Source organism: Streptomyces cellostaticus (assembly GCF_001513965.1).
GTDB classification, from domain to species: domain Bacteria; phylum Actinomycetota; class Actinomycetes; order Streptomycetales; family Streptomycetaceae; genus Streptomyces; species Streptomyces cellostaticus.
In genome coordinates, this window is sequence record NZ_KQ948036.1 from 83,820 (window position 1) to 110,379 (window position 26,560).

The following is a 26,560-nucleotide window of genomic DNA, read 5'->3' on the forward strand; positions in this document are numbered from 1 at the left end:
ATGACACAACGTCAGACAGTCGTCGCCGTCGTCGGGATGGCGGTGCTGCTGCCCGGCGCCGCCGGCCTCGACGCCTACTGGCGCAACCTGCGCGACGGCGTGGACGCGATCGCCGACGTCCCCGAGGGCCGGTGGGACGCCGACTACTACCGCCCGGACTCGGCCACCGGGCCCGCCGCGGCCGACCGGATCTACTGCCGGCGGGGCGGTTTCGTGGACGGTCTGGCCGAGGTGGAGGTGACCCGGTACGGCATCATGCCCGCCTCCGTGCCGGGCACCGAGCCCGACCAGCTGATCGCCCTCGACGTGGCCGCCGCCGCGCTCGCCGACGCGGGCGGCGCGGACCGGCTGCCCGAGCGGCACCGGATCGGCGTGGCCCTCGGCCGCGGCGGCTACCTCACCCCCGGCCTGGTCCGGCTCGACCAGCGGGTGCGCACGGCCGGTCAACTCGTCCGCACACTCGGCGAGTTACTTCCCGAGCTGTCCTCCGCGCAACTGGAGCGGGTGCGGACGGCGTTCACCGAGCGGCTCGGCCCGGACCGTCCCGAGTCCGCGATCGGCCTGGTCCCCAACCTCGCCGCGTCCCGCATCGCCAACCGGCTCGACCTGCGCGGCCCCGCCTACACCGTGGACGCGGCCTGCGCCTCCTCGCTGGTCGCCGTCGACCAGGCGGTCACCGAACTCGCCACCGGCCGCTGCGACCTGATGCTGGCCGGGGGAGTGCACCACTGCCACGACATCACCCTGTGGAGCGTCTTCTCCCAGCTCCGCGCCCTGTCCCCGACCCAGCGCAGCCGCCCCTTCCACCGCAATGCCGACGGCCTCCTCATCGGGGAGGGAACCGGCGTCGTCGTCCTCAAACGGTTCGCGGACGCCGAACGCGACGGCGACCGTGTGTACGCGGTGATCCGCGGGACGGGCGTGGCCAGCGACGGCCGTACCGCCGGGCTGGTCACCCCCGATCCCGGCGGCCAGACCCGTGCCGTGCGCCAGGCCTGGCGGGCCGCCGGCCTCGACCCGGCCGCGCCGCACTCGATCGGCCTGCTGGAGGCGCACGGCACCGCCACCCCGGCCGGGGACGCGGCCGAACTTGCCACCCTGGCCGAGGTGTTCGGGCCGGCCGCGGCCTACCGTGACGAGCGGCCCGTCCTCGGGTCGGTGAAGTCGATGATCGGGCACACCATGCCGGCCGCCGGGATCGCCGGCCTGGTCAAGGCCGTCCTCGCCCTGCACCACGGCACCCTCCTGCCCACCCTCCACTGCGACGACCCCCACCCCGCCCTCGCGGCCACCCGCTTCCGCACCCTGGAACGGGCCCGCCCCTGGGAGACCGGGCCGCACCAGCCGGTCCGACGGGCCGCCGTGAACGCCTTCGGGTTCGGCGGGATCAACGCCCATGTGGTGCTGGAGGAGGCGCCGGGGGTGCGGCCGAGGTCCCGGCGGGCCCCGACCATGGTGGCCGAGCCCGAACGCGTCCTCCTGCTCGCTGCCGACGACGTCGACGAGCTCTCCGCCCTCCTCGACACCGACGACTCGGCCGTCCTCGCCTCCGGCCTCGACCCCGCGCGGCCGCATCCCGACGCCGGACCCGTACGCCTCGGCATCGTCGCCCCCACCGCCAAGCGGCTCGCGCTGGCCCGACGGGTGACCGGCAAGGGCCGGGCCTGGCAGGGCCGCAGCGACGTCTGGTTCCGGCCCACCCCGCTGCTCGGGCCCGCCGGCGGCAAGCTGGCCTTCGTCTTCCCCGGTCTGGAGAGCGACTTCGCGCCCCGCGCCGACGACATCGCCGCGCACTTCGGCCTGACCCCGCTCACCGGTACCGGCACGGACGTACAGGTCGGCGACGTCGGACGGCACGGCTTCTCGGTCGTCGGCGTGGGCCGGCTGCTGGACACCGCGCTGCGCCGCATGGGGGTCGTACCGGACGCGGTCGCCGGGCACAGCGTCGGTGAGTGGACGGCCATGGCGGCGGCCGGCCTCTACTCGGGTGCCGAAGTGGACGCGTTCATGGCCGGGTTCGACCCGGACACGCTGACCGTGCCGGGCCTCGCCTTCGCCGCGGTGGGCGCCTCGGCCGACCGGGTCCGCGCCGCCCTCGCCGAGGCGTGGCAGGGCTCCGGGATCGTGCTGTCCCACGACAACGCGCCCCGGCAGTCGATGGTGTGCGGGCCGGATGCGGCGGTCCAGGAGTTCGTGCGGTCCTTCCGCGCCGAGGGCGTCCTGTGCCAGGTCCTGCCCTTCCGCTCCGGCTTCCACACGCCGATGCTGGAGCCGTACCTCGCGCCCATCAAGGAGGCCGCCGAACGCTTCCGGCTCCATCCGCCGACCGTTCCGGTGTGGTCCGGAACGACCGCCGCGCCCTTCCCGGGAGAGGAGGCGGCAGTACGCGACCTGTTCGTACGGCACCTGCTGGAGCCCGTGCGCTTGCGTGAGCTCGTCGAGGCCCTGTACACGGCAGGCCACCGCACCTTCGTCCAGACCGGCCCCGGCCAGCTGGCCTCCCTCATCACCGACACCCTCGCCGACCGCGACCACCTCACCGTCGCCGCCAATTCGCCCCACCGTCCCGGGGTGTCCCAACTCCGGCGTGTGGCAACGGCGTTGTGGACGGCGGGGGCGCGCGTGGCCCCGGCGGTGCCGCCTGCCCGATCACTCGGGTCGGCAGCATCTGCGCAGACACCCGAGCCGGCAGACGACGCGCAGACACCCGAGCCGGCAGCCGACGCGCAGGCACCCGAGCCGGCAGCTCACCCTCAGGCTCCCGCGCGGGAGCGCCGCACTCAGGCCGCCGAGTCTTCAGTGCGCGCACAAGCCCCCGAACCGGCCCCTCGTGCCCACGCTTCCGCCGCGGCGCCCCAGCGGCCGCCCGTCCGCCTCGACCTGGACGGTGCCCTGATATCCCTGGCCGGGCCGGACCTGGACGCGCTGCGGTCGGAGTTGCGGCCGGCTCGGCAGACGGCGCACCCCTCGCAGCCGCCCCGCCCCGGCACATCCCCCCTCGACGAGTTCGCCCCCCACTGGCCGGCCGCCGCCGAGCTGACCGCCCTGCTGCGGGACACCGCCGACACGGCAGCGGAGTTGATCGCGGCGAGCGGCCGCCGAAGCGACGGCACGCCCCGATCACGCAGCACCACCGACGCCGCACCGCCCCCGGCTTCCGCACACCGCGCCATCGCCCAAGCCGCTGCCCCGGCACACCCGGCCGCCGCCCCCGCTGTCGTACCTCACACCCGCGTCCCCAAGCCGCCCCCGTCCACAGCCTCCCGTCCCCCCTCCACCACCACAACCCTCCGCGTCTCTCCCCACGCCATGCCCCACCTCCTCGACCACTGCTTCTTCCCTCAGCGCCCCAACTGGCCGGACATCGAAGACCGTTGGCCGGTAGTCCCCGCCACCACGATCGTGCAGCACATGATGGACGCGGCGGAGGAGGCCGCCCCCGGGCTGCGGGCGGTCGCCGTGCACGGAGCCCGGTTCGACCGGTGGCTCACCGCCACGCCCCCGGTCGACGTGCCGGTCACCGTCACCCCGGATCCCGGCCATCCGGACCGCGTCGCCGTCACGTTCGGCCCCACGGCCCGCGCCGTGGTCGAACTCGCCCCGCACCACCCCGCACCGCCCCCGCCGAGCCTCCTGCCCGACGCACCCGAACGCGCCCCCGAGCACACCGCCGCCCAGATCTACCGTGAGCGGTGGATGTTCCACGGCCCGGCGTTCCAGGGCCTCACCGAGCTGACCGCGATCGGCGACCGGCACATCCGCGGAGTGATCACCGCACCCGCGGCGCCCGGCGCCCTGCTCGACAACGTCGGCCAGCTCCTCGGCTACTGGATCATGGCGACCCGCACCGAACGGACCGTCGTCTTCCCGGTGCAGATGCGCCACATGCGCTTCCACGGGCCCCACCCGGCCCCCGGGACCCAGGTCGTCTGCCTGCTGCGGATCACCTCGCTCACCGACACGGTCCTGGAGGCGGACGCCGAGCTGACCGTCGGCGGCCGGGTGTGGGCCGTGCTCGGCGGCTGGCAGGACCGCCGCTTCGACAACGACCCGCAGACCCGGCCCGTCGAACGCTTCCCCGAGCGCCACACCCTCTCCGAGGCCCGGTCCGGCGGCTGGACGCTGGTGCACGAGCGGTGGCCGGACCTCGCCTCGCGCGAGCTGATCATGCGCAACGCGCTCGGTGGCGCGGAGCGCACGGAGTACGCCGGGCGCCCGCCGCGCGGCCGCCGGCAGTGGCTGCTCGGCCGGATCGCGGTCAAGGACGCCGTACGGCAGTGGCTCTGGCAGCACGGCGAAGGCCCCGTCTTCCCTGCGGAGCTACGCGTGCACAACGACGAACTCGGCCGCCCGTACGTCACCGGCGTGCACGGCCGCACCCTGCCCCCGCTGGACGTCTCGCTCGCCCACCGGGCCGAGGCGGGCGTGGCGATCGTACGGCCGCACCGTCCCGGTCCCGGGCCCGGCATCGACATCGAAGAGGTCACCGCACGCGACCCCGCGACCCTCACCACCGCTCTCGGCACGGACGAACTGCGCCTCCTGCACACGCTCTCGGCGGACGGCCCCGACGACGAGGCCCTGTGGTTCACCCGCTTCTGGGCCGCCAAGGAGGCCGTCGCCAAGGCCGAGGGCGTCGGATTCGGCGGCCGCCCCAGGGACTTCACCGTGCGGGAGGCCGCCCCGGACGGCAGCCGGCTGGTGGTCTCCGGCCGGCTGGAGCGCGCGTACACGGTGCACTGCGCGCCCGCGAGCAACCCACCCACCCTGCGGCAACGCGCCTACGTGGTGGCCTGGACGACGGGACCCGCGCCCGGCGACGAACAGGGCGACGGACAAGACGACCGAGCAGCCGAGGAGTACACCCGATGAACCCCACCCCGCCGGTCCCGGCGCAGCCCACCACCGACACGGTGCTCGCCGAGATCACCGGCATGCTCGGCACCCTCCTAGCGGAGTACGGCGAGGACGACGCGGTGATCGGCATGTCCACCACCTTCAACCGCGACCTGGAGCTGGAGAGCATCGACCTCGTCACGCTGGCGGGCCTGCTGGAGGAGCGGTACGGACGGCGGGTCAACCTCGCCGAGTTCCTGGCGGGCATGGAGTTCGACGAGATCATCGAGCTGACCGTGGGCCGCCTGGTCGAGTACGTGGTGTGGAGCCTGAAGGCCACGGAGGCGGGCTGAGCCATGGCGATGATCGACGCCGGCGGAATCCGGCTGCACGTCCAGCGTATGGGGCCCCCGGACGGCCGTACCCCGCACGCCACGGTCGTCCTCGTGCACGGGCTGCTCACCGACAGCCTGGCCAGCTACTACTTCACCGTCGCCCCCGCCTTCGCGGCGGCCGGCCTCGACGTCGTCATGTACGACCTGCGGGGTCACGGCCGCAGCGAGCGCCCGCCGGACGGCTACACCCTCGACCACAACATCGACGACCTGGACGCGCTCCTCGACCGTCTGGGCATCACCGGTCCCGTGCACCTCGTCGGCAACTCCTACGGCGGCACCATCGCCTTCGGCTACGCGGCCCGCCACCCGGAACGCGCGGCCGGCCTCACCCTGATCGAGTCCGAGCCCGCGACCGCCGCCTGGGCGGCCAAACTGGGCGGCATCCTGCGCCGGGTGGTGACCCAGCTCGCGTACAACGAGCCGGACGCCATCGCCTGGATCACCGCGAACCGCGGCCACAACACCGCCCGCCTGGCCAAGGGCGCCGCCCGGCTCGCCCGCGAGACCACCCTCGGTCGGGACATCCCCGCCAGCCGGGTGCTGACCGAGGAGCAGATCAGGGCCGTACGCTGCCCGGTCCTCGGCGTGTACGGCGGCGACTCGGACCTGGTGGACCTGGTGCCGCTGAAGCAGGCGCTGCTCACGGACTTCCGGCCCGTCGTGCTGCCGGGGCACGAGCACTCGGTGCTGGTCGAGGCCGCCGCAACCGTCGGCGCGCACATCCTCGACCTGATCCGCTCCGTGGCAGGGGCAGGGGCAGGGGCAGGGGTCCGGTGAGCGGGTTCCTGTTCGTCGTCCCCCCGCTGGTCGGACACATCAACCCGGCTGTCGGCATCGCCGCCCGGCTCGGCAGGCGCGGCCACCGGGTGGCCTGGGCCTGCGCCGACCCCGCACTGCTGCACCGGCTCGCGGGTGAGGACGCGCAGGTGTTCGCCTGCGCGGGCCCGGTGCCGGGCGCGGAGGGGGCCGTCCGGCCGCCCGGCCTGCGGGGTGCGGAAGCCCTGAAGTTCCTGTGGGAGTGGTACCTGGTGCCGCTCGCCGACGCGATGGCACCGGGCGTGAGTGCGGCCGCCGAGCAGTTCCGGCCCGACGTCATCGTCGCCGACCAGCAGGCCTTCGCCGGCGCTCTGGTGGCCGAGCGCCTCGGTCTGCCGTGGGCGACCTCCGCCACCACCTCGGCCGAGTTCACCGGCGCCTACGACGGCCTGCCCAAGGTCGCCGAATGGCTGCGGCAGCGCCTGGCCGGACTGCGCACCCGGATCGGCGATCCGGCCGGCACCGCCGACCCGCGCTACTCGCCCCACCTCCTGCTCGTCTTCAGCACACCCGAACTCATCGGTCCCCAGGCCCCGTTGGGGCAACGGATCCACTACGTCGGGCCGTCCCTCGCCGACCGCCCGGCCGGACCCGGCTTCCCCTGGCAGTGGCTGGACCCCGGCCGGGCGAAGGTCCTGGTGACCCTGGGCACCGCCAACGCCGACGCCGGCGGCCGCTTCCTCGGCGAATGCCTCGCCGCGCTGCGCGAACGCGCCGACCGGGTGCAGGCGGTGCTCGTGGACCCGGGCGGCACCCTGCCGGCCGGCCCCGCCGGCTCCGCCGACCTCTCCGACAAGGACGTACTGATCCTGCCGTCCGTGCCCCAACTCCCGCTCCTGGAAAGGATGGACGCGGTCGTCTGCCACGCCGGACACAACACCGTGTGCGAGGCGCTCTGGCACGGCGTCCCGCTCGTGGTGGCCCCCATCCGCGACGACCAGCCCGTGGTGGCCTCCCAGGTCGTGGACGCGGGCGCCGGCGTCCGGGTCCGTTTCGGCCGGGTCACCGCGCTCCGGCTGGGCGCGGCCCTCGACACCGTCCTGCACGACCGTGCCCACCGGGCCGCCGCCGTCCGCGTCCGCACGGCGTTCCGCGCGGCCGGCGGCGCCCGCGCAGCCGCCGCCCACCTCGAACGACTGGCGTCACACAGCAGCCCATGAGGGAGAGCCGATGAGCGATCAGAGCAAGAACAGCGAGCGCATCGCCGCCCTGCGCCCTGCCTACCAGACCGACCTGGCCGACGGCACGGACCGCTTCTTCGCACCCCGGCGCACCACCTGCCCTTGGTGCGCTTCACGCCGCCTGACGACCCGCCTGCGCACCACCGACCTGCTCCAGCACAAGCCCGGCCGCTTCTGCCTCGACCGCTGCACGGACTGCGGCCACACCTTCCAGAACCCCCAACTCACCGAAGAAGGGCTGGAGTTCTACTACCGCGACTTCTACGACGGCCTCGGTGAGCAGCGCATGAGCGGCACCTTCGGCGGCCGCACCGCGATGTACCGGAACCGCGCCGAGTCGATGGCCCCGCACGACCCCACCCCGAAGAACTGGCTCGACGTCGGCACCGGCCACGGCCACTTCTGCGAGGCCGCCCGCACCGTCCTGCCCGGCACCGCCTTCGACGGTCTCGACTTCACCGACGGCGTCGAACTCGCCGCCCGCGAGGGCCGCGTGGAGCACGCCTACCGCGGCGCCTTCCCCGACCTCGCACCCGAACTCGCCGCCCGCTACGACGTGGTGAGCATGTTCCACTACCTCGAGCACAGCACCGACCCCGAGCGTGAACTCCGCGCCGCCCACGAGGCCGTACGCCCCGGCGGCCACCTGCTTATCGAGGTACCGGACCCGGAGAGCCGCTACGCCCGTCTCCTCGGGCGCTGGTGGCTGCCCTGGCTCCAGCCGCAGCACCTGCACTTCATGCCGGTGGCCAACCTGCGGCAGCGGCTCACCGAGCTCGGCTTCACGGTGGTCGCCGAGCAGCACGCGGAGCCGCACGACCCGGTCGACCTCCTCGCTGCCGTCTGGCTGTCCCTCGACCACACCGCCCCGCGCGAGGACGCCCCCTGGCTGCCCGAGCCTCCCGGCGCCCTCCGGCGCACCCTGCGCACCGCCCTCTTCCTGGCGGGCGCACCCGCCCTGCTCACGGCCACCCTCCTCGACCGCCTCGCGATACGCCCCCTGTCCCACCGCCTCGGCCTCTCCAACGCCTACCGCCTGGTCGCCCGCCGCGAATGACCGGCGCGCTTATAGGGCCTTCGTGCGGATCAGGGCCGACAGTACGAGGGTGCCCGGCGGCAGTGGCAGCTGGTCGGTCAGCGTCCGGTAGTCGATGACGGTTGCGGTGGCCGCTGTCGGCGTGCACCGCCTGCTTGCGGTCGCCTTCCTTGACGGCTTGGTGATGCGTCTGCTGTCCCACCGTCTCGGCCTGTCCAAGGCCTACCGCTTGGTTGCCCGCTGTGAGTGACCGGCGCGCTTATAGGGCCTTCGTGCGGATCAGGGCCGACAGTACGAGGGTGCCCGGCGGCAGTGGCAGCTGGTCGGTCAGCGTCCGGTAGTCGATGACGGTTGCGGTGGCCGCTGTCGGCGTGCACCGCCTGCTTGCGGTCGCCTTCCTTGACGGCTTGGTGATGCGTCTCCTGTCCCACTGTCTCGGCCTGTCCAAGGGCTACCGTCTGGTCGCCCGCTGTGAGTGACCGGCGCGCTTACAGGGCCTTCGTGCGGATCAGCGCCGACAGCGCCAGGGTGCCCGGCGGCAGTGGCAGCCAGTCGGTCAGCGTCCGGTAGTCGATGACGGTTGCGGTGGCCGCTGCCGGCGTGCACCGTCTGCTCGCGGCCACCTTCCTTGACCGCCTCGCGATACGCCCCCTGTCCCACCGCCTCGGCCTGTCCAACGCCTACCGCTTGGTCGCCCGCTGTGAGTGACCGGCGCGCTTACAGGATCTTCGCGCGGATCAGGGCCGACAGCACGAGGGTGCCCGGCAGCAGTGGCAGCCAGTCGGTCAGCACCCGGTATCCGATCACGGTTGCGGTGGCCACCGCCGGCGTGGCACCGAACGCGACCAGCGTCCACACCAGTGCCGCATCCACCGCCAGGCCCCCGGGTGCCGGCACGGCTCCCACTGCGGTGCCCGCCGCCAGATAGGCGAGGACCACCTGCTCCCACGGCAGCCCAAGGCCGAGGGAGTACCCGACACAGACGAGCGCACCCCCCTGCACCAGCGGCATCGCGGCCGCCCCGCCCCACAGGGCCAGCACCCGGCAGGGCCGGCCGTGCACCACTCGCGCATCGGCGAGGGCGGAGCGCACCAGCCCCGTCACCGGGCGCCGCAACGGCCGTACGGCCGTCAGCAGCACCCCCGCCACGGCGAGCGCACCGCCCGCGACGGCGGCTGCCGGGACCAGGATCCGCCCGTCCGGGACCAGGTCCCCGAGCCGCCGCCAGGCGGGTGAGACGGCCAGGAACACCAGCAGCACCAGGGTCTTCGTACTGGACTTGGCCAGCGAGTACAGGCCGATCGAGGCGGTCGCCCGAGGGAGCGGCACGCCTCGGGTGCGCAGGAAACGCAGCGTGACGGCGTGCGCGCCCAGGCCGCCGGGCAGCGCGTGGTTCGCGGCACCGGCGGCGAACTGTGAGGCCAGCAGCAGCCCCGGCGGCACCCGGTCCGGCAGCGCACCCTGCCGGACGCAGGAGGCCGCCACCCAGGTCAGACAGGTGAACCCGGCCCCGGCCAGCAGCCACCAGGGGTCGGCCGCGACCAGCCGGGCGGCACCCTCGTACGCCAGGGGCCGGTTGGCCAGGGCCCAGCCCGCGGCGAGCAGCAGGCAGGGAGACAGACACAGGGCGAGCCGGACGGGCCGGGCCGCCAGGAGAGAGGCACGGCGCACCGGAGCCCCGGCCCCGGGACAGGAGGGCGGGACGGGCGAGCCGGGCGGGGCAGTCGGGGAGAGCGGGGACAGCGAGGACAGTGAGGACACGGGGACGTCGTCCTTCCGCGGCGGGCTCCACGGTGGGGGCCTGGGGGAGGCGGGGCGGCGAATCCGCGGGGAGTTTTCCCCTCCCGCATGACTCCGGGATGTCCGAGAACCGAAGGAGCGAGGGCGGGACGGTGCCGCCGGGCGTCCGCGGCAGCCGCCGTCCACCGCCGACCAGGTAGCCTTCCCGTGGGGCGTGCCGCGCAAGCCGTGCCCCGGGAGACAGGGACGGCGACAGGGGAGGATCCGGCGGTGCACGTGCAGGAATGGCTCGACACGGTGCCACCGACGGCCGTCTACGCCCTGGTGGCTCTGGTGATCGGTCTGGAGAGCCTGGGCATCCCGCTGCCGGGCGAGATCGTCCTGATCTCGGCCGCGCTGATGTCCTCCCACCACTCCGGCATCAACCCGATCGTCCTCGGCGCATGTGCGACCGCCGGTGCCGTCATCGGCGACTCCATCGGCTACGCGATCGGGCGCAAGGGCGGACGGCCGCTGCTGGCCTGGCTGGGCAACAAGTTCCCGAAGCACTTCAGCGAGGGCCATGTCGCCACCGCGGAGCGGTCCTTCGAGAAGTGGGGCATGTGGGCCGTCTTCTTCGGCCGCTTCGTCGCCCTCCTGCGCATCTTCGCCGGCCCCCTCGCAGGCGTGCTGCACATGCCGTACTGGAAGTTCCTGACCGCCAACGTCCTCGGCGGCATCTGCTGGGCCGGCGGCACCACGGCCGTCATCTACTACGTCGGCATCGTGGCCGAGGACTGGCTGAAGCGCTTCTCGTACCTGGGCCTGGTGGCAGCGGTCCTGATCGGCCTGGCGTCGATGCTGATCGTGAAGCGACGCGCCAAGAAGACCCAGACGGCAGAACGAGAAGCAGAACCTGTCAACGCCGGGGAGTAAGGCCTCTCGGGGGCGCGGGGCTGTGTCGATCTACGGCTCCGCCGCGTGGGCGCGACCAGCCCCCACGGCGCCGCACCCGCCAAACGACCTACTCGTGCACCCCGCGATGCGCCTCGGCCAACTCCGCATACATGGTCCCGTTGAGGGTGACCCCCTGCCGCTCTTCCTCGGACAGTTCGCGCCTCACCTTGGCAGGCACCCCCGCCACCAGTGACCCAGGCGGCACCACCATCCCCTGCGGCACCAAAGCCTGAGCGGCAACAAGCGACCCGGCGCCGATCACCGCCCCATTGAGCACGGTCGCCCCCATCCCGATGAGGCAGTCATCCTCGACAGTCGCCCCATGCACCACCGCGTTGTGCCCGATGGACACCCGCTCACCCACGCTGACGGGAAACCCGGGATCCGCATGCAACGTGCAGTTGTCCTGCACATTACTGGCGGCGCCGACCTCGATCTTCTCGACATCCCCCCGCAAGACGGCGCCGTACCAGACACTCGCCCCCGAGCGGAGCGAAACATCCCCGATCACGGAGGCCGTAGGCGCCACGAACACCTCCGCATCGAGCCGGGGCTCCTTCCCGCCGATGCCCACGATCAGCGCCTTCTGCGTCATCACCGTCTCCTCGTGTCCGTAGTACCCCGCACGGTACGACACCGGGTGGGGCGAAGATCACAGCAGCCCGCCCTCTCTCCCTGGGCAACCGATGAGTAACGTGACCTCGTGCCGAAGAGTAAGAACACGTTCTCATCCTGGCGTCGCCACCTGGTGCAGCGGGCCGTGCACACGGGCTGGTCCTGGGTGCAACGCACGGGTTCGGTGACGGCTGAGAACCCCGGCCGCTTCCATTTCGGCTCGATCGGCGAAGCCACCCGGCTCGCCTTCCCGCTCGGCACGGTCTTCGGCGAGCCCTGGATCCACCTCGGCGCCCACTGCATCATCGGCGAGCAGGTCACCCTCACCGCCGGCCTGATGCCGGACCTGGATCTCGGCCCGGACCCGATCCTGCGCATAGGTGACGGCGTCGTCCTCGGCCGTGGCAGCCATGTCATCGCCGACACCACGGTCACCATCGGCAGCGACTGCTACTTCGGCCCGTACGTCTACGTCACCTCCACCAACCACTCCTACGACGACCCGCACGAGCCCATCGGCAGGCAGTGGCCGCGCATGGAGCCGGTGGAGATCGGCCCGGGCTGCTGGATCGGCACCGGCGCGGTGATCCTGCCGGGGGCGCGCATCGGCCGGAACGTGGTCGTGGCGGCCGGTGCGGTGGTGCGCGGGACCGTGCCCGACCACGCCGTGGTGGCGGGGGCGCCCGCCCGGGTCGTACGGCGCTGGACGCCCGGCGACGGCTGGCAGCCGCCGCTCAGGACCCCGGCGCCGGTGCCGCTCCCGGAAGGGATCACACCGGAGCAGCTGCGCGCGCTGGCCGGCCTCGACGAGGAGGGCGTCGAACGGCTGGCCCGCCTTGAGGCCGACGGCTGACTCAGCCGGTCGCCAGCAGCAGCGTGCCCAGCAGGGCGAGCCCCGCGCCCGCCGCCTGAACGGCGCGCAGCCGCTCGCTGAGGAAGCCGCGCGCGGCCAGCGCGGTGACCACCGGGTAGAGCGAGGCGAGCACCGCCGCCACGGTGACCGGACCGTGCTGGGCGGCGACCGCGTAGGTGCCGTTGGCCGCCACGTCCGCGAGGCCGACGAAGGCCAGCGCCGGCAGCGCGGTCCGCGGAAGGCCGCCCTCCGGCAGGGCGGGGGTGCCGCGCCGTACCGACGCGTAGAGTGCCGCGCCGCCTGCCGCGACGCTCGTCACGCGCTGCACGAAGAGCGACAGGAACAGGCCGGTGACGTTGGTCGAGGCTTCCGTGATCAGCGCGAACACCGTGCCGAAGCCCAGCGCCGCGACCAGCGTGAGCAGGATCGTCCGCCGCTGCACGGGCGCGCCCCGCAGCTGCGGACCGCCGGCCAGGACGACACCGGTGACGGCGACCGCGATGCCCGCGACCTGGAGCAGCCCCGGCCGCTCGCCGAGGACCAGGCCCACGCCGACCGGGACGGCGACACTGAGCGTGGCGAGCGGCGAGACCACCCCCATCGGCCCGAGGGCGAGGGCCTTGTAGAAGGAGAACAGGGCCAGCGGGCCGGCCAGGCCCGCCGCGACCGCGAACCACAGCCGCGGGCCGGCCTCGCTCCAGCCGCCGGTCGCGACCACGATCGCGCCGAGCACGGTTGCCGCGATCGCCTGGGAGGCGACGACCACCGTCAGTGCGGGCGTGCGGCGCGTCAGCAGCCCTCCGCCGAAATCGGCCAGGCCCCACAGGAGGCTGGTGGTCAGGGCGAAGAATGCTGTCACTGATGCCTCGCAGTACAGTTTGATGAACGGGCGGGTGCACCCCACCGTAGTTCGATTCACTGAACTATGTCATCCAAAATATTTGACTTCTGACCCTCGACATTGGACGGAACGTGTCGGACCTCGAACTCCTGACCCAGTCCCTGGCGCGCAACGTCAAGCACTGGCGCGCGGTGCGCGGCTTCACCCTGGACGTGCTCGCCGCCCGGGCCGGCGTCAGCCGTGGCATGCTCATCCAGATCGAGCAGGCCCGCACCAACCCGAGCATCGGCACCGTCGTCAAGATCGGCGACGCGCTCGGCGTCAGCGTCACCACCCTCCTCGACTACGAGCAGGGCCCGAAGGTCCGTATCGTCCCCGCGGAGCGGGCCGTACGGCTGTGGCACACCGAGGCCGGCAGCTACAACCGGCTGCTCGCCGGCACCGAGGCGCCCGGACCGCTGGAGATGTGGGACTGGCGGCTCATGCCGGGCGAGCGCAGCCCCTCCGAACCGCACCCCGGCGGCACGGTCGAGCTGGTCCATGTCACCGCGGGCGAGCTGACGCTCACCGTGGACGGCGAGGAGTACCGCGTCCCGGCCGGCGCGAGCGCCTCCTTCGAGGCCAACACCCCGCACGTGTACGGCAACACCGGCGACGTACCGATGGAGATGGTGATGGCGGTCTCGGTGCCGCCCGTGCACTGAGACACACCTGGGGCAGACGGGCGGGCCTTGCTAGCGTGCGGCCATGCGCGCACCCATCGGAGACTTCGGCACCGCCACCCCCGCCCCGGACTGCCTGGACGAGCTGACCGCTCCGGTCGCCGACGCCGTGCGCCACTGGCGGGGGAGCGTCCCCGCCGACCGGATCGTCTACGTCGACACCGACCCGCGCTGGGCCGACACGGCCGTCTTCGTGGAGCACTACGGCCGCGACCTGCTGGAGCGGTCGGCGAACTGCGTGGTGGTCGCGGGCAAGCGGGGCGGCGGGACCACGCTCGCGGCGTGCGTGGTGCTCTCCACCACCCGGGTCGACGTCAACGGTGTGGTACGCCGCCAACTGGGCGCCCGCAAGGCCTCGTTCGCCGCCATGGACACCGCGACCGGCGAGACCGGCATGGAATACGGCGGCATCACCCCGGTCGGCCTGCCCGACGGCTGGCCGGTGCTGCTGGACGCGGCCGTGGCCGACCTGCCCTACGTCCTCATCGGCAGCGGGCGCCGACGCGGCAAGCTGCTGGTGCCGGGCAAGGCGCTCGCGGAACTGCCCGGCGCGGTGGTACTCGAAGGGCTCGGGGTCGCCTGAGGTCAGGCCGTCAGGTGATGGGCCAGCGCCAGATGCGGGTCCTTCTCGCCGGGTAGCGGTGCCGGATCGGCGTGCACCAGGGCGGCCGTGAGCCTCGGTACGGCGTGCAGCAGGGCGTGTTCGGCCTCGACGGCGATCGCATGCGCCTGGCGGACCGTCACCTCCCCGTCCACCACGACCGCCAGCTCGGCCCGCAGCCGGTGGCCGATCCACCGCAGCCGCAGCTCGCCCACTTCGTGCACGCCGGGCACCGCCCGCACCGCCCGCTCGGCCCGGTCCACCAGCGCCGGATCGACGGCGTCCAGCACCCGCCGGAACACCTCCCGTGCCGCATCCCGCAGGACCAGCACGATCGCGGCGGTGATCGCCAACCCCACGAGCGGATCGGCCAGTTGCCAGCCCAGGGCCGCACCCGCAGCTCCCAGCAGCACGGCCAGTGAGGCGAAACCGTCCGTTCGGGCGTGCAGTCCGTCGGCGACGAGCGCCGCCGAGCCGATCTCCCGGCCCACGCGGATCCGGTACCGGGCCACCCACTCGTTGCCCGCGAACCCCACCAGCGCGGCCATCGCGACCGCCGGCACCTGCTCGACCGGGCGCGGATCGAGCAGCCTCCCGACGGCCACCCAGGCCGCGAACGCGGCGGAGGCGGCGATGGTCAGCACGATCGCGAGGCCCGCCAGGTCCTCGGCACGCCCGTAGCCGTAGGTGAACCGCCGGGTCGCCGCACGCCGGCCGAGCACGAAGGCGATGCCCAGCGGTACGGCCGTCAGGGCGTCCGCCGCGTTGTGCACGGTGTCCCCGAGCAGCGCCACCGACCCGGAAACCGTGACCACCGCCGCCTGCGCCAGCGCGGTCACCCCGAGGACGGCCAGCGACACCCACAGCGCCCGCATGCCCCGCACCGAGGACTCCAGTGCGGGGTCGAGCTTGTCGGCGGTCTCGTGCGAGTGCGGGGTGAGGAGGTGGGCGAGGCGATGGCGCAGGCCGGGGGAGGGGTGGGAGTGAGTATGGGCATGGGCATGGGAAGGGGCATGGTCGTGCCCATGGGGTTCCTGGCCATGCCGTCGCGTGTGCCGGTCGCTCACGTGGATCCCCTTCCGGGTGCGGGAGTGGACGCACCGCGCCCACGAGGCCATTATGTGCTTATGAGCGCACGCATGCACCTATCACCTGCGCGCCATGCGCAGCCGCGCACCCCCGGCGACGAGCAGTTCACGGTCGCCGCCGGGCTGCTTGCCCTGCTCGGCGACCGCACCCGCCTCACCCTGCTGCACGCCCTGACGGCGGGCGAGGCCGACGTCACCACGCTCACCGGGGCATGCGGCGCCGCTCGCCCCGCCGTCAGCCAGCACCTGGCCCGGCTCCGTCTCGCGGGCCTCGTGAACACCCGCAAGGAAGGCCGCCGCGTGGTCTACTCGCTGCGCGACGGCCATCTGCGCCGCCTGGTCGACGAGGCGCTGAAGGTGGCCGATCACCGCCTCGCCGAGAGGGCCACCGCAACAGAGAGCTGAGGGGTTGCCGGTCGCGGCGGCCAGTGCCGGGCTCACCTGCGGTGGGCGATGCCCAGGGGGGCGCCGCGGACTCCACCGCCCCGCTGATGTGCAGGGCCTGGGCACCGGCTGTGTGATCGCCCCGCTGTCCACCGAGGCGATGCGGTACGTCCCTGCCCGTTTCGCCGCTCGGGACCCCGGCCGTCACCGCCTTGGTGGCGGCGAGCGCCACTCCACTGGTCCGACTCCGTCCGGCCATGACCCTCGGGGGGCACGACCCCGTACCTGACCACTCGCGTCCGGCGGGTGCCGTGCGCTCAGAAACGCGGCGCCGCGCCCGGACGAGTGTGGCGCCGGCCCGGAACGGATCGCCCGAGGCGACACCGTGGCAGATGTCCGGCGTCCCTGGCCGGCAGCGGTGGTACGCCGGCCGCGTCGGGCCGGGTCCGCAGCTCGGTGCAGATCCGTGCGGATGGATGGCGAACAGCACGCAGTCGGAGGAGGGCGGGGCCTCGGCGAGCAGTGCCGGTCAGCCGGTCCCGTCGTCCTGCCGGGCGATCCGCATCCGCTGCGGAGGCATGGCGTCCCGGGTCGCGCCGCGCGCCCCGTCGCAGCCCGCGACGAAGTCGCAGTGCAGCAGCCGTTCACCCGTCTCCGGGCAGCGGTACGACACCGCGAGCCGGTCCGAGTCCAGGTCGTGCAGCCGTACGCCGCGCACTCGGAAGGGGATGTCACCCCCCCGCAATATGACGGTGTCCCGTCAGCCACGGCAGGGTGCCGTGGCTGACGGGACACGCGGTCGTACGTCAGAGAGCGGGGTCAGTGCGCCGGGGCGTCCGTGACCACGACCTCCTCGATGCTGCGCTCGATCGCCTCGGGCTTCGACGCGACGGCCTTGGCCCAGTAGTAGATGCCCAGGGAGAAGGCCGCGACGACGAGGATGTCCCACCACAGGGGGATGTTGCCCTGGCTGCCCTCGCCGAAGCCGCCCTGCCAGGAGATCAGGCCGATGCCCAGCAGGTAGGCGGGCAGCCACTGCGCGGCCTTGAAGTCCATCCGGGGCGCGTCGGGCTGGTTGGTGGACTTGGCCCACCAGGCGTAGGAGCCCAGCAGCAGGTAGCCGAGGAGGATGGCGAAGCCCAGCCGCCACAGGGTGTTCCAGCCGGCCCAGTAGATGATCAGGTTGGCGACCACGAAGGACAGCGGGGAGATGAACTTGCCGAAGGGCAGTCGGTAGGGGCGCTCGAAGTTCGGCAGACGGTCGGAGAAGACGCCGTAGGCCAGCGGCGCACCCGCGTACATCAGCACGCTCGCCGAGGTGATGAAGCCGACCAGCTCCTGCCAGCTCGGGAACGGAAGGAAGCAGACCACACCGGTGACGAAGGACATGATCAGACCGAACCACGGCACACCGCGCTTGTCGGTCTTGGCGAACGCCTTCGGCGCGTAGCCGTTCTTGGCCAGGCCGTAGGAGACGCGGGAGGTGGCGGTGGTGTAGATCAGGCCGGTGCCGGCGGGGGAGATGATCGCGTCCACGTAGAGCACCCAGCCCAGCCAGCCCAGGCCGACCAGGGTCGCCAGGCCCGCCCAGGGACCGCTGATGCCCACGAAGTCGAGCTTGGCCCAGCCGTGCGCGAAGGAGGCGTGCGGCAGCGCGCCGATGAAGACGACCTGCAGCAGGATGTAGATCACGGCGCCGATCGCGACCGAGCCGAGGGTCGCCCGGGGCAGGTCCCGCTTGGGGTTCCGGCTCTCGCCCGCCAGCTGGATCGCCTGCTCGAAGCCGAGCAGCGCGAAGATGATGCCGCTGGAGCTGATGGCACCGAGGATGCCCTTGGCACCGAACGGGGCGAAGCCCTCCGAGGTGAAGTTGCTTCCGTGGAAGTTGGTCGCGGCGATGATGAAGATCGCACCGAGCGGGACTGCGATCTTCCACCACGTGGCGGCGCTGTTGGTGTGGGCCAGGGCCCGGACGCCGAAGAAGTTGACGCCGACGAAGACGGCCATGAGGACGACGGCGGTGATGATGCCGCTGACGGTCAGTGTCCCGTCGGCGTGCTGCAGACCCTGGGCCCACTTCCAGTGACCGGCGTAGCCGATCATGGCCTCGACCTCGATGGGGGCCACGGTGGCCGCCTGCAGCCAGGCGAACCAGCCGAAGGACATACCGGCCAGGCCGCCGAAGGCGTAGTGCGGGTAACGAGCGGTTCCGCCCGCGACCGGGAACATGCCGCCGAGTTCGGCGTGCACGAGCGCCAGCAGGACGATGGCGATCGCGCCGATCACCCACGAGATGATCGCCGCGGGGCCCGCCACGACGACCGCCTTCTCGGCGCCATACAGCCAGCCCGAGCCGATGATGGAACCCACGGAGGCCCACATCAGACCGATCAGGCCGACGTCGCGGCGCAGGCCGCCCTGGTCCTTCGTGGCTATCGGCGCAGCATGGTCAACTTTCACCATGTCAAGTGGCCTCTCAGATCGTAAACGCAGGATTAACGAACAACAGCGCCACACAGTAGGGACGCTTTCCGCGCCGACAAAAGACTCTTGGTGAAGTCTTGACCTGGGATCTTGCCCCTCTTGGCCTCAGTATTCGCACTGGTCAGAGGGTGGCTCGAATGTCAATATTCAGCAGTGAATTGTGAGAAGAAGGTGAGACAGGTCAGCGCAGAAGGGGAATTTCGAGCGCCGGGCAGCGGTCCATGACCATCTCCAGCCCCGTGGCCCGGGTCCGCTCGTAGGCGGCCACGTCCACGACTCCGAGCTGGAACCAGACCGCCTGTGCGCCCTTCGCCACCGCTTCGTCGGCGACCGCACCGGCCAGTTGGCTGTTGACGAACACATCGACGACGTCGACCTCGAAGGGAATGTCCGCGAGGGAGGCGTAACCCTGCTCGCCGTGCACCGTCTCCGCCCTGGGGTGCACCGGTACGATCCGCTTGCCGAACCGCTGCAGCACCTGCGCCACGCCGTATGCGGCCCGCCGCCGGTCGGTGGACAGGCCGACCACGGCCCATGTCTCACCCAGCCCGGTCAGGATCCTCCGGATCGTCGCTTCGTCGCCGTACATGGGCCGCCTCCTCGGGGCGCGCGGGGGAACTATCTTCCGGGCAACAGCGCCCGCCACCTGCGGATTCCCGGCCCGGAACTCCGCCACGGTGTCCGGAATCGACGCAAGGTGCCTGCGTATGGCCGCTCGCGCGCCTACGCTCGGGCCGTGCTGCGCATCCTCGACGCCCGAACCGGTGATCCCGTCGCCGCCGCGCCCGCCCGGCGCGGCCTGACCCGCATCGAGGCCTACGCCTCAGGCCTCGACCTGACCGCCCTGCGCGTGCTGCTCACCGCCGACCTCCTCGTCCGCGCCCTGGAACTCGGCGGCACCCCCGTCTGGACCATCCTCACCGCGCCCCGCCGGCACGCGGAGCTCCGCACGGCCGCGACGACCCTGGCCATCCGCCCCTTCGAGGACGGCCGCGACCTCGCATCCGGGCTGGGCGAGGCACAAGTGATCCACGTGGTGGCGGAGAACACCGAGAACCCCCCTGCCGAGGGCCCCCTCCTGGCCGTCGCCCCGGCCATCTGGACGGCCGCGGAGCCGCAGGACACGACGACGCCCACCGAGCCCGGCCCGGCACCGGACACCGCGGGCGCGGTGCCGGACGGGGGGCGGCTGGGCGAGTCGGGCAGGTGGTCGGGGAGCGGCCCGGACACAACAGCCGGCGCATCGCCGAGGAGCGGCTCGCGCGGTACGGGACCCGACGGCTCGGCCACCACACCGGACATGCCGTCCCCCAGCAGCGCGGGTGCTGCTCCGGAGGGGCATCTGCCCGGAGGAGGCCTGCCGAGCACGTCGGCCGCGGGGGCGGGGGGTGGGTCGGGCGCGGGGCCCGCGGCGGGGGAGCGGAGCGAGTCGGCCGGGGAAGTGGGGATGGAGTCGACCGGCGGTTCGGGCGCGGGGGCGGAGGCGGGGTCTACCGGCGAGTCGGGCCTGGCGCTGGATGAGGGGGCGCCCGGTGAGTCGGGCGCGGCATCCGGTGTGCCGCCTCGCAGCGCCCCGGCAGGCCGCGCCACCCCGGCCCCCGGCCCCGTACCGCGTGACACGGGCGCGCCCGGCGTCCGCCCGGCCGACGCCCCTGCTCCCGGGGAGGCCCTCGCCGCTGCTTCCCGGGAGGGCCTCGCTCCCGTTCCGGGGGAGCCCCCCGTCCCCCGGCCGCCCGGCGAGCACCCCCCTCTCGATCTCCCGGCCCTCCTTTCCGACCCCGCCTCCCTGCGGCTCGCCCTCCTCTCCGTCCCGCGGAACACGGCGGTGCGGCTGGATGCCGGACGGCTCGAGGAAGCCGCGCGGACCCTCGCTCACTGGCGGCGCGCCGTCGCCGGATGGGCGCGGCAGCCCTCGCGGCCGGTGCCCGACGAGGTGCGGGCGCGTTTGCGGGCCGCGTGGGAGGACGATCTGGATCTGCCCGGGGTGCTGGACGTGCTGCGGGATGTGGAGCGTGCGCCGGGGCTGCCCGACGGGGCCCGGTTCGAGACGTACGTCTACGCGGACCGCCTGCTCGCCGTCGACCTCGCCCGTGACCTCGGGAGCCTCGCATGATCGAGCGTGCGGGCGCGGGCCCGCTGCGCCGCCTGGTCGTGCTGCGGCACGCCAAGTCCGCCTGGCCCGAGGGCGTCGAGGACCACCGGCGTCCGCTGGCCCCGCGCGGCCTGCGGGACGCCCCGGCCGCCGGCCGTGCTCTGGCGGAGGCCGACTGCCTGCCCGACCTCGCCCTGTGCTCCCCCGCCGTGCGCGCCCGGCGCACCTGGGAGCTGGCCTCGGCCCAGTGGGGCACACCGCCCCCGGTGCGCTACGACCGGAGGCTGTACGCGGCCGACGTACCGGACCTGCTGGAGGTCGTGCACGAGGCGCCGCGCGAGGTGGAGACGTTGCTGCTCGTCGGGCACAACCCGGGGCTGGAGGAGCTGGTCGTGGAGCTGGCCGGGGACGGACTCGACGACATGCTCGACCGGGTGCGCGTGAAGTTCCCGACCTCCGCCATCGCCGTGCTGGCGTGGCGCGGCACCGGCTGGCCCGCGCTCGCCCCGGGGACGGCCCTGCTGACGTCGTTCACCGTGCCGCGCGGAAAGAAGGAGAAGGAACAGGAGTAGACAGGCGCAGAAGGCAGAATCCTTGCCCGCGATCATGATCCGCACCTCGGGCAGGGGCGACCGCGCGGTCCGCATAGGCTGGCGGGATGCAGGACGAGTACCGCACCGTCGCCCGCGCGGGCACGCACGAGACCGAGGTCAACCGCTCCCGCTTCCTGTGCGCCCTCGCCCCGGCGGCCACCGAGCAGGAGGCCCAGCAGTTCGTCGCGGCCGTCCGCAAGGAGCACGCCGACGCCACGCACAACTGCTGGGCGTACGTCATCGGCGCCGACGCGGCCGTGCAGAAGGCCAGCGACGACGGCGAACCGGGCGGCACGGCCGGCGTCCCCATGCTCCAGATGCTGCTGCGCCGCGACATGCGCTACGTCGTCGCCGTCGTCACCCGCTACTACGGCGGGGTCAAGCTCGGCGCGGGCGGGCTCATCCGTGCCTATGGCGGGGCGGTCGGCGAGGCCCTGGACGCGCTCGGCACGCTCACCCGGCGCCGGTTCCGGCTGGCCACGGTCACGGTCGACCATCAGCGCGCGGGCAAGGTCCAGAACGACCTGCGGTCCACCGGACGCGAGGTCCGGGACGTCCGTTACGCCGAGGCCGTGACCATCGAGATCGGCCTGCCGGACGCCGACGTGGACGGCTTCCGCGCGTGGCTCGCCGATGTGACGGCCGGCACGGCCGGGTTCGAACTGGGCGGAGAAGCCTACGGAGATGCGTGACGTTCTGCCTTAATCGGGCATAACGGGCACATGGCGGGCGGGGTATGACGGGCTGATACGGGAGTAACCGCCCGTGATGTCAGACCCGGCCGTTAGTCTCGGGGATCATGCGACTTCTGCACACGTCCGACTGGCATCTCGGCCGGGCCTTCCACCGGGTGAACATGCTCGGGGCCCAGGCCGAGTTCATCGGTCACCTCGTCACCACCGTGCGCGAGCACGCGGTGGACGCGGTGGTCGTGTCGGGAGACGTGTACGACCGCGCGGTGCCCCCGCTCGCCGCGGTCGAGCTGTTCGACGACGCCCTGCACCGCCTCGCGGACCTCGGCGTGCCCACCGTGATGATCTCCGGCAACCACGACTCGGCCCGCCGTCTCGGCGTCGGCGCCGGACTCATCGACCGCGCGGGCATCCATCTGCGCACCGAGCCGTCCGCCGTCGGCACCCCGGTCGTGCTGCCGGACGCCCACGGCGATGTCGCCTTCTACGGGCTGCCGTACCTTGAGCCTGCGCTGGTCAGGGACGAGTTCGCGGTGGAGAAGGCGGGTCATGAGGCGGTGCTCGCCGCTGCCATGGAGCGGGTCCGCGCCGACCTCGCCACACGCGCGCGGGGCACCCGTTCCGTCGTCCTCGCCCACGCCTTCGTCACCGGCGGCAAGGCCAGCGACAGCGAGCGGGACATCACCGTCGGCGGGGTGGCCGCCGTACCGGCCGGAGTCTTCGACGGCGTCGACTACGTCGCGCTGGGGCATCTGCACGGCTGCCAGACCATCACCGAGCGGGTGCGTTATGCGGGGTCCCCGCTCGCGTACTCCTTCTCCGAGGCCGACCACCGCAAGAGCATGTGGCTCGTCGACCTGGACGCCGACGGCTCCGTCGCCGCCGAGCGCGTCGACTGCCCGGTGCCCCGCCCGCTGGCCCGCATCCGGGGCACCCTCGAGGACCTCCTCGCCGACCCCGGGCTGGCCCGCCACGAGGAGGCCTGGGTCGAGGCCACGCTCACCGACCCGGTCCGCCCGGCCGACCCCATGGCCCGCCTCGCCGAGCGCTTCCCGCACACCCTCAGCCTCGTCTTCGACCCCGAGCGGGCCCCCGGCGACCCCCAGGTGTCGTACGCCCGGCGGCTCGCGGGCCGCAGCGACCAGCAGATCGCCCAGGACTTCGTGGCCCATGTGCGCGGCGCCGGGCCCGACCTGGGGGAGACGGCCGTGCTCCGCGAGGCCTTCGACGCGGTACGCGCCGACGCCACGGTCCGGGAGGTGGCGCGGTGAGGCTGCACCGGCTCGACATCACCGCCTTCGGGCCCTTCGGCGGTTCGCAGACGGTGGACTTCGACGCGCTGTCCGCGGCCGGGCTGTTCCTGCTGCACGGCCCCACCGGCGCGGGCAAGACCTCCGTCCTGGACGCCGTCTGCTACGCCCTCTACGGCTCCGTGCCCGGCGCCCGGCAGAGCAGCCAGGGCATGAACCTGCGCAGCGACCACGCCGAGCCGGGCACCCGCACCGAGGTCCGGCTCGAACTCACCGTCGCGGGACGCCGGCTGGAGATCACCCGGCAGCCGCCGTGGGAGCGGCCCAAGCTGCGAGGCAAGGGCACGACGGTCGACAAGGCCCAGACCTGGCTGCGCGAGCACGACGCCCCGGTCGGCACCTGGAAGGACCTCAGCCGCTCCCACCAGGAGATCGGCGAGGAGATCACCCAGCTGCTCGGCATGAGCCGCGAGCAGTTCTGCCAGGTCGTCCTGCTGCCCCAGGGCGACTTCGCCCGCTTCCTGCGCGCCGACGCCGAGGCCCGCGGCCGCCTGCTGGGCCGTCTCTTCGACACCCAGCGCTTCGCCGACGTCGAGAAGCGGCTCGCCGAACGCCGGCGGGCGACCGAGGCCCGGGTACGGGAAGGCGACGCCACGCTCCTCGCGGACGCCCACCGCATGCAGCAGGAGGCAGGCGACGCCATGGAGCTGCCCGAGCTGAGCCCCGGCGAGCCGGGCCTGGCCGAGGCCGTCCTGGAGAGCGCCGCCGTCGCCCGCAGCACCGCCCGCGAACGCCTCACCCTCGCCCACTGCCGCCTCTCGGCCGCCGAGTCCGCCCATGCCGCGGCTCAGCGCGCCCTGGGCGACGTACGCGAACTCGCCCGGCTGCAGAGCCGGTTCGCCGAGGCGCGGCGGCGGGCCGAGCTCCTTCAGGAGCGGGCCGGCGCGCACCGCGAGGCGCAGGCCCGCATGGAGCGCGCCCGCAAGGCGGAGACCGTGGCGCCCGCGCTGGAGCTTCGGGACGAGGCCGAGACCGAGCACCGCAGGGCGGCGGAGAGCCAGGCACACACGCGCAGGATGCTGCCCGACTCCTTCGCCGACGCCGGTCCCGCGGGTCTCGCGGCCGCCGCGCGGAGCGCCTCCGAGCAGCTGGGCGGCCTGGAATCGGCCCGGCGCGCGGAATTGCGGCTCGCCGAGCTGATGGAGGAGCGGACCGGTTTCGACCGGCAGGAGCGCGCCGACGAGGACGTCCTGCGCGAGGCCGACGCCTGGCTCGCCGACTGGGACACCACGCGCGCGGCCCTCCAGACCCGTATCGAGTCCGCCCAGGAGGCCGCCACCCGCGCCGAACAGCTCGCCGTCCAGCGCGAACCCGCCCGGCGGCGCCTCGACGCCGCACGCGCACGCGACGAGCTGGCCGCCGACCTGGACGAGGCGCAACGCCGGGCGCTCGGCTCCGGACAGCGGGCACTGGACGCGCGCGCCCACTGGCTCGACCTCAAGGAACAGCGCCTGAGCGGCATCGCCGCCGAACTGGCGGCCCACCTCACCGACGGGGAGCCCTGCGCGGTCTGCGGAGCCACCGAACATCCCGCGCCCGCCCGCAAGGTCGCCGGGCACGTCGACCGCGAGGCCGAGGAAGGCGCGCTCGCCGCCTACCAGCGCGCCGACGAACAGCACTCCGAGGACGAGCGGCGCCTCGGCGTCGTACGCGAGGCCCTGGCCGCCGCCACCGCCGAGGCCGGTGATACGCCCACCGCCCGGCTCGCCGCCGAGGCCGGCGAACTGGAGCAGGACTACGCGCGCGCCCGCCGGGACGCCTCCGTCCTGCATACCGCTCACGAGGAGCTGCGACGGGCCGAGCACGAGCGCGAGCGGCGCCTGGCCGACCGCCAGCAGGCCGCCGTACGGACCGCCTCCCGGCTCACCCGCCGCGAGACCCTGGAGCGTGAACAGGCAGCCCTGGAAGAGGAGTTGACGCAGGCGCGCGGGGCCGCCGACAGCGTGGCAGCCCGCGCCGCGCAGTTGGAGCGGCAGACGGCGCTGCTCACCGACGCCGCCGACGCCGCGCGCGCGGCCGAGGACGCGGCCCAGCGGCTCAAGGACGCCGACGCCCGCCTCGCCGACGCCGCCTACCGCGCGGGCTTCGACACCCCGCAGGCCGCGGCCGCCGCCCTCCTGGACGACGCGGCCCACCGCGCGCTGCAACACCGCCTGGACGACTGGCAGTCGCAGGAAGCGGCCGTACGGTCCGTCCTGGCCGAGGCCGACGCGGCGGCCGCCGCCCAGCAGCCGCCCGCCGACCTCGCCACGGCGGAGCGGACCGCGGCCGCGGCGGAGCGGCGGCTGCGCGCGACGGCCTCCGCACGCGACGCGGCCGCCCGCTGCTGCACCGAGCTGGACCGGCTCTCGGCCCGCGCCGCCGAGGGCGTACGCCGCCTCGCCCCGCTGCGCGAGGAGTACGACCGGGTGGCCCGCCTGGCCACGCTCACCGCGGGCACCTCGGCCGACAACGAACGCAAGATGCGCCTGGAGTCCTACGTACTGGCGGCCCGCTTGGAACAGGTCGCGGCCGCCGCGACGGTACGGCTGCAGCGCATGTCCTCCGGCCGCTACACCCTCGTCCACTCCGACGACCGCACCGGACGCGGCCGCAGCGGTCTCGGGCTGCACGTGGTGGACGCCTGGACCGGCCGCGAACGGGACACGGCCACGCTGTCCGGCGGCGAGACCTTCTTCGCCTCCCTCGCCCTCGCCCTCGGCCTCGCCGACGTCGTCACCGACGAGGCCGGCGGCGTCCGGCTGGACACCCTCTTCATCGACGAGGGCTTCGGCAGCCTGGACGACCAGACCCTGGACGAGGTCCTGGACGTCCTCGACTCCCTGCGCGAACGCGACCGCAGCGTGGGCATCGTCAGCCATGTGGCCGACCTGCGCCGCCGGATCCACGCACAGCTGGAGGTGGTGAAGGGGAGAGCGGGGTCTACGGTCCGGCAGCGGGGCGCGGACGGCTCGTGAACGTCCCGTGTCCGATATTCCCGTCGGAGTCCCGTTCGGCTCGTAGATGTGGGCGCTCATGACCTACTTCGAGGAGGCCGACATGCCCGCCGGTGTGTGGACGGACGAGATGCTGGAGCAGATGCGGCAGACCGGTGACCCGGTGGGCGACGCCGCGATCGCCGAGACGTACGAGCTGGGGAAACAGGAAGAGGTGGGCAGGCGCTGCTCGGGTTCGGCAGGAACAGCGACGCGCTGCCCGCCGGCCTGCCGCCTCGGCTCCAGCGGTACTTCGAGCAGACCTCCGTACTGCCCGAGTGGGCCGACGAGGAGCTGATCGAGCGCGGTCGCACCCTATGGGGCGTCTGGGACCCCAGGGCCGCGGGCTCCGCTCGGCACAGAAGAT

24 protein-coding genes and 2 pseudogenes are annotated in these 26,560 nt (G+C 73.5%); 18 read left to right on the plus strand and 8 right to left on the minus strand.

Going from position 1 to position 26,560, the window contains the following annotated elements; translation table 11 throughout:
* The 6 genes from AQI88_RS43835 (at position 1) to AQI88_RS48625 (ending at position 8,746) form a co-directional block, all read left to right on the plus strand.
* Complete coding sequence (locus tag AQI88_RS43835) at positions 1–4,872, plus strand: type I polyketide synthase (protein WP_079057938.1); 4,872 nt, start codon at positions 1–3, stop codon at positions 4,870–4,872.
* Entirely contained in the window at positions 4,869–5,189 is a 321-nt protein-coding gene (locus tag AQI88_RS31760; RefSeq protein ID WP_067005750.1) for an acyl carrier protein, read from the plus strand. Before AQI88_RS43835 ends, AQI88_RS31760 begins: the two co-directional genes overlap by 4 nt.
* Before the next feature lie 3 nt (positions 5,190–5,192).
* A complete protein-coding gene (locus AQI88_RS31765; protein ID WP_067005752.1) occupies positions 5,193–6,011 on the plus strand; it encodes an alpha/beta fold hydrolase in 819 nt (272 codons plus the stop codon).
* On the plus strand, positions 6,008–7,210 hold the full coding sequence (locus AQI88_RS31770) for a glycosyltransferase (protein ID WP_067005754.1): 1,203 nt from the start codon (positions 6,008–6,010) through the stop codon (positions 7,208–7,210). The genes AQI88_RS31765 and AQI88_RS31770 overlap by 4 nt, the downstream gene beginning before the upstream one ends.
* Before the next feature lie 10 nt (positions 7,211–7,220).
* Positions 7,221–8,288, plus strand: coding sequence for a class I SAM-dependent methyltransferase (locus AQI88_RS31775; protein WP_208615955.1), 1,068 nt, complete (start codon positions 7,221–7,223; stop codon positions 8,286–8,288).
* 323 nt (positions 8,289–8,611) lie between these two features.
* Positions 8,612–8,746, plus strand: coding sequence for a hypothetical protein (locus AQI88_RS48625; protein WP_279616587.1), 135 nt, complete (start codon positions 8,612–8,614; stop codon positions 8,744–8,746).
* A gap of 9 nt (positions 8,747–8,755) precedes the next feature.
* On the opposite strand, the gene AQI88_RS46175 is transcribed toward AQI88_RS48625, so the two are convergent.
* Both AQI88_RS46175 and AQI88_RS31780 read right to left on the minus strand, forming a co-directional pair.
* A complete protein-coding gene (locus tag AQI88_RS46175; RefSeq protein WP_317936029.1) occupies positions 8,756–8,890 on the minus strand; it encodes a hypothetical protein in 135 nt (44 codons plus the stop codon).
* Between the two features lie 94 nt (positions 8,891–8,984).
* Positions 8,985–10,028, minus strand: coding sequence for a lysylphosphatidylglycerol synthase transmembrane domain-containing protein (locus AQI88_RS31780; RefSeq protein ID WP_067005756.1), 1,044 nt, complete (start codon positions 10,026–10,028; stop codon positions 8,985–8,987).
* 249 nt (positions 10,029–10,277) lie between these two features.
* On the opposite strand from AQI88_RS31780, the gene AQI88_RS31785 reads away from it, so the two are divergent.
* The gene (locus tag AQI88_RS31785; RefSeq protein WP_067005758.1) at positions 10,278–10,922 is read left to right on the plus strand and encodes a DedA family protein; all 645 of its coding nucleotides are present in this window, start codon (positions 10,278–10,280) and stop codon (positions 10,920–10,922) included.
* 88 nt (positions 10,923–11,010) lie between these two features.
* Here AQI88_RS31785 and AQI88_RS31790 read toward each other — a convergent pair whose 3' ends face one another.
* Positions 11,011–11,538, minus strand: coding sequence for a gamma carbonic anhydrase family protein (locus AQI88_RS31790; protein WP_067005863.1), 528 nt, complete (start codon positions 11,536–11,538; stop codon positions 11,011–11,013).
* Between the two features lie 108 nt (positions 11,539–11,646).
* Here AQI88_RS31790 and AQI88_RS31795 point away from each other — a divergent pair, with 108 nt between their 5' ends.
* On the plus strand, positions 11,647–12,411 hold the full coding sequence (locus AQI88_RS31795) for an acyltransferase (RefSeq protein WP_067005760.1): 765 nt from the start codon (positions 11,647–11,649) through the stop codon (positions 12,409–12,411).
* A gap of 1 nt (position 12,412) precedes the next feature.
* Here AQI88_RS31795 and AQI88_RS31800 read toward each other — a convergent pair whose 3' ends face one another.
* Positions 12,413–13,270, minus strand: coding sequence for an EamA family transporter (locus AQI88_RS31800; RefSeq protein ID WP_067005865.1), 858 nt, complete (start codon positions 13,268–13,270; stop codon positions 12,413–12,415).
* A gap of 113 nt (positions 13,271–13,383) precedes the next feature.
* Between AQI88_RS31800 and AQI88_RS31805 the strand changes: the two genes are divergently transcribed.
* Together AQI88_RS31805 and AQI88_RS31810 are read left to right on the plus strand one after the other, a co-directional pair.
* Positions 13,384–13,956 (plus strand): helix-turn-helix domain-containing protein, encoded by a 573-nt coding sequence (locus AQI88_RS31805; RefSeq protein ID WP_067005762.1) that lies wholly within the window; start codon positions 13,384–13,386, stop codon positions 13,954–13,956.
* A gap of 43 nt (positions 13,957–13,999) precedes the next feature.
* Positions 14,000–14,557, plus strand: a complete 558-nt coding sequence (locus tag AQI88_RS31810; protein WP_067005764.1) for a YbaK/EbsC family protein — start codon at positions 14,000–14,002, stop codon at positions 14,555–14,557.
* A 2-nt stretch (positions 14,558–14,559) separates the two neighbouring features.
* On the opposite strand, the gene AQI88_RS31815 is transcribed toward AQI88_RS31810, so the two are convergent.
* The gene (locus tag AQI88_RS31815) at positions 14,560–15,642 is read right to left on the minus strand and encodes a cation diffusion facilitator family transporter (protein ID WP_067005867.1); all 1,083 of its coding nucleotides are present in this window, start codon (positions 15,640–15,642) and stop codon (positions 14,560–14,562) included.
* Positions 15,643–15,702: 60 nt separating this feature from the next.
* On the opposite strand from AQI88_RS31815, the gene AQI88_RS31820 reads away from it, so the two are divergent.
* The gene (locus AQI88_RS31820) at positions 15,703–16,068 is read left to right on the plus strand and encodes an ArsR/SmtB family transcription factor (RefSeq protein WP_067005766.1); all 366 of its coding nucleotides are present in this window, start codon (positions 15,703–15,705) and stop codon (positions 16,066–16,068) included.
* Positions 16,069–16,576: 508 nt separating this feature from the next.
* Here AQI88_RS31820 and AQI88_RS31825 read toward each other — a convergent pair.
* From AQI88_RS31825 to AQI88_RS31835, 3 genes are all read right to left on the minus strand, one after another.
* Positions 16,577–16,765, minus strand: a complete 189-nt coding sequence (locus AQI88_RS31825; RefSeq protein WP_067005768.1) for an FAD-dependent monooxygenase — start codon at positions 16,763–16,765, stop codon at positions 16,577–16,579.
* 101 nt (positions 16,766–16,866) lie between these two features.
* Positions 16,867–18,510, minus strand: coding sequence for an APC family permease (locus AQI88_RS31830; protein ID WP_067005770.1), 1,644 nt, complete (start codon positions 18,508–18,510; stop codon positions 16,867–16,869).
* Between the two features lie 202 nt (positions 18,511–18,712).
* Entirely contained in the window at positions 18,713–19,120 is a 408-nt protein-coding gene (locus AQI88_RS31835; RefSeq protein WP_067005772.1) for a CoA-binding protein, read from the minus strand.
* 147 nt (positions 19,121–19,267) lie between these two features.
* Here AQI88_RS31835 and AQI88_RS31840 point away from each other — a divergent pair.
* The 7 genes and pseudogenes from AQI88_RS31840 to AQI88_RS47980 all read left to right on the plus strand — a co-directional run.
* Positions 19,268–19,654: pseudogene (locus AQI88_RS31840) on the plus strand (hypothetical protein); the annotation flags it as partial.
* A gap of 645 nt (positions 19,655–20,299) precedes the next feature.
* Positions 20,300–20,644: pseudogene (locus AQI88_RS31845) on the plus strand (hypothetical protein); the annotation flags it as partial.
* Positions 20,641–21,195, plus strand: coding sequence for a SixA phosphatase family protein (locus AQI88_RS31850; protein ID WP_067005774.1), 555 nt, complete (start codon positions 20,641–20,643; stop codon positions 21,193–21,195). The pseudogene AQI88_RS31845 and the gene AQI88_RS31850, both read left to right, overlap by 4 nt.
* Positions 21,196–21,281: 86 nt before the next feature.
* Positions 21,282–21,908, plus strand: a complete 627-nt coding sequence (locus tag AQI88_RS31855; protein WP_067005776.1) for a YigZ family protein — start codon at positions 21,282–21,284, stop codon at positions 21,906–21,908.
* Between the two features lie 107 nt (positions 21,909–22,015).
* Positions 22,016–23,179 (plus strand): exonuclease SbcCD subunit D, encoded by a 1,164-nt coding sequence (locus AQI88_RS31860; RefSeq protein WP_067005778.1) that lies wholly within the window; start codon positions 22,016–22,018, stop codon positions 23,177–23,179.
* Positions 23,176–26,175, plus strand: a complete 3,000-nt coding sequence (locus tag AQI88_RS31865) for an AAA family ATPase (protein WP_067005780.1) — start codon at positions 23,176–23,178, stop codon at positions 26,173–26,175. The genes AQI88_RS31860 and AQI88_RS31865 overlap by 4 nt, the downstream gene beginning before the upstream one ends.
* A gap of 58 nt (positions 26,176–26,233) precedes the next feature.
* Complete coding sequence (locus AQI88_RS47980) at positions 26,234–26,491, plus strand: hypothetical protein (protein WP_244184424.1); 258 nt, start codon at positions 26,234–26,236, stop codon at positions 26,489–26,491.
* Positions 26,492–26,560: the final 69 nt, after the last annotated feature.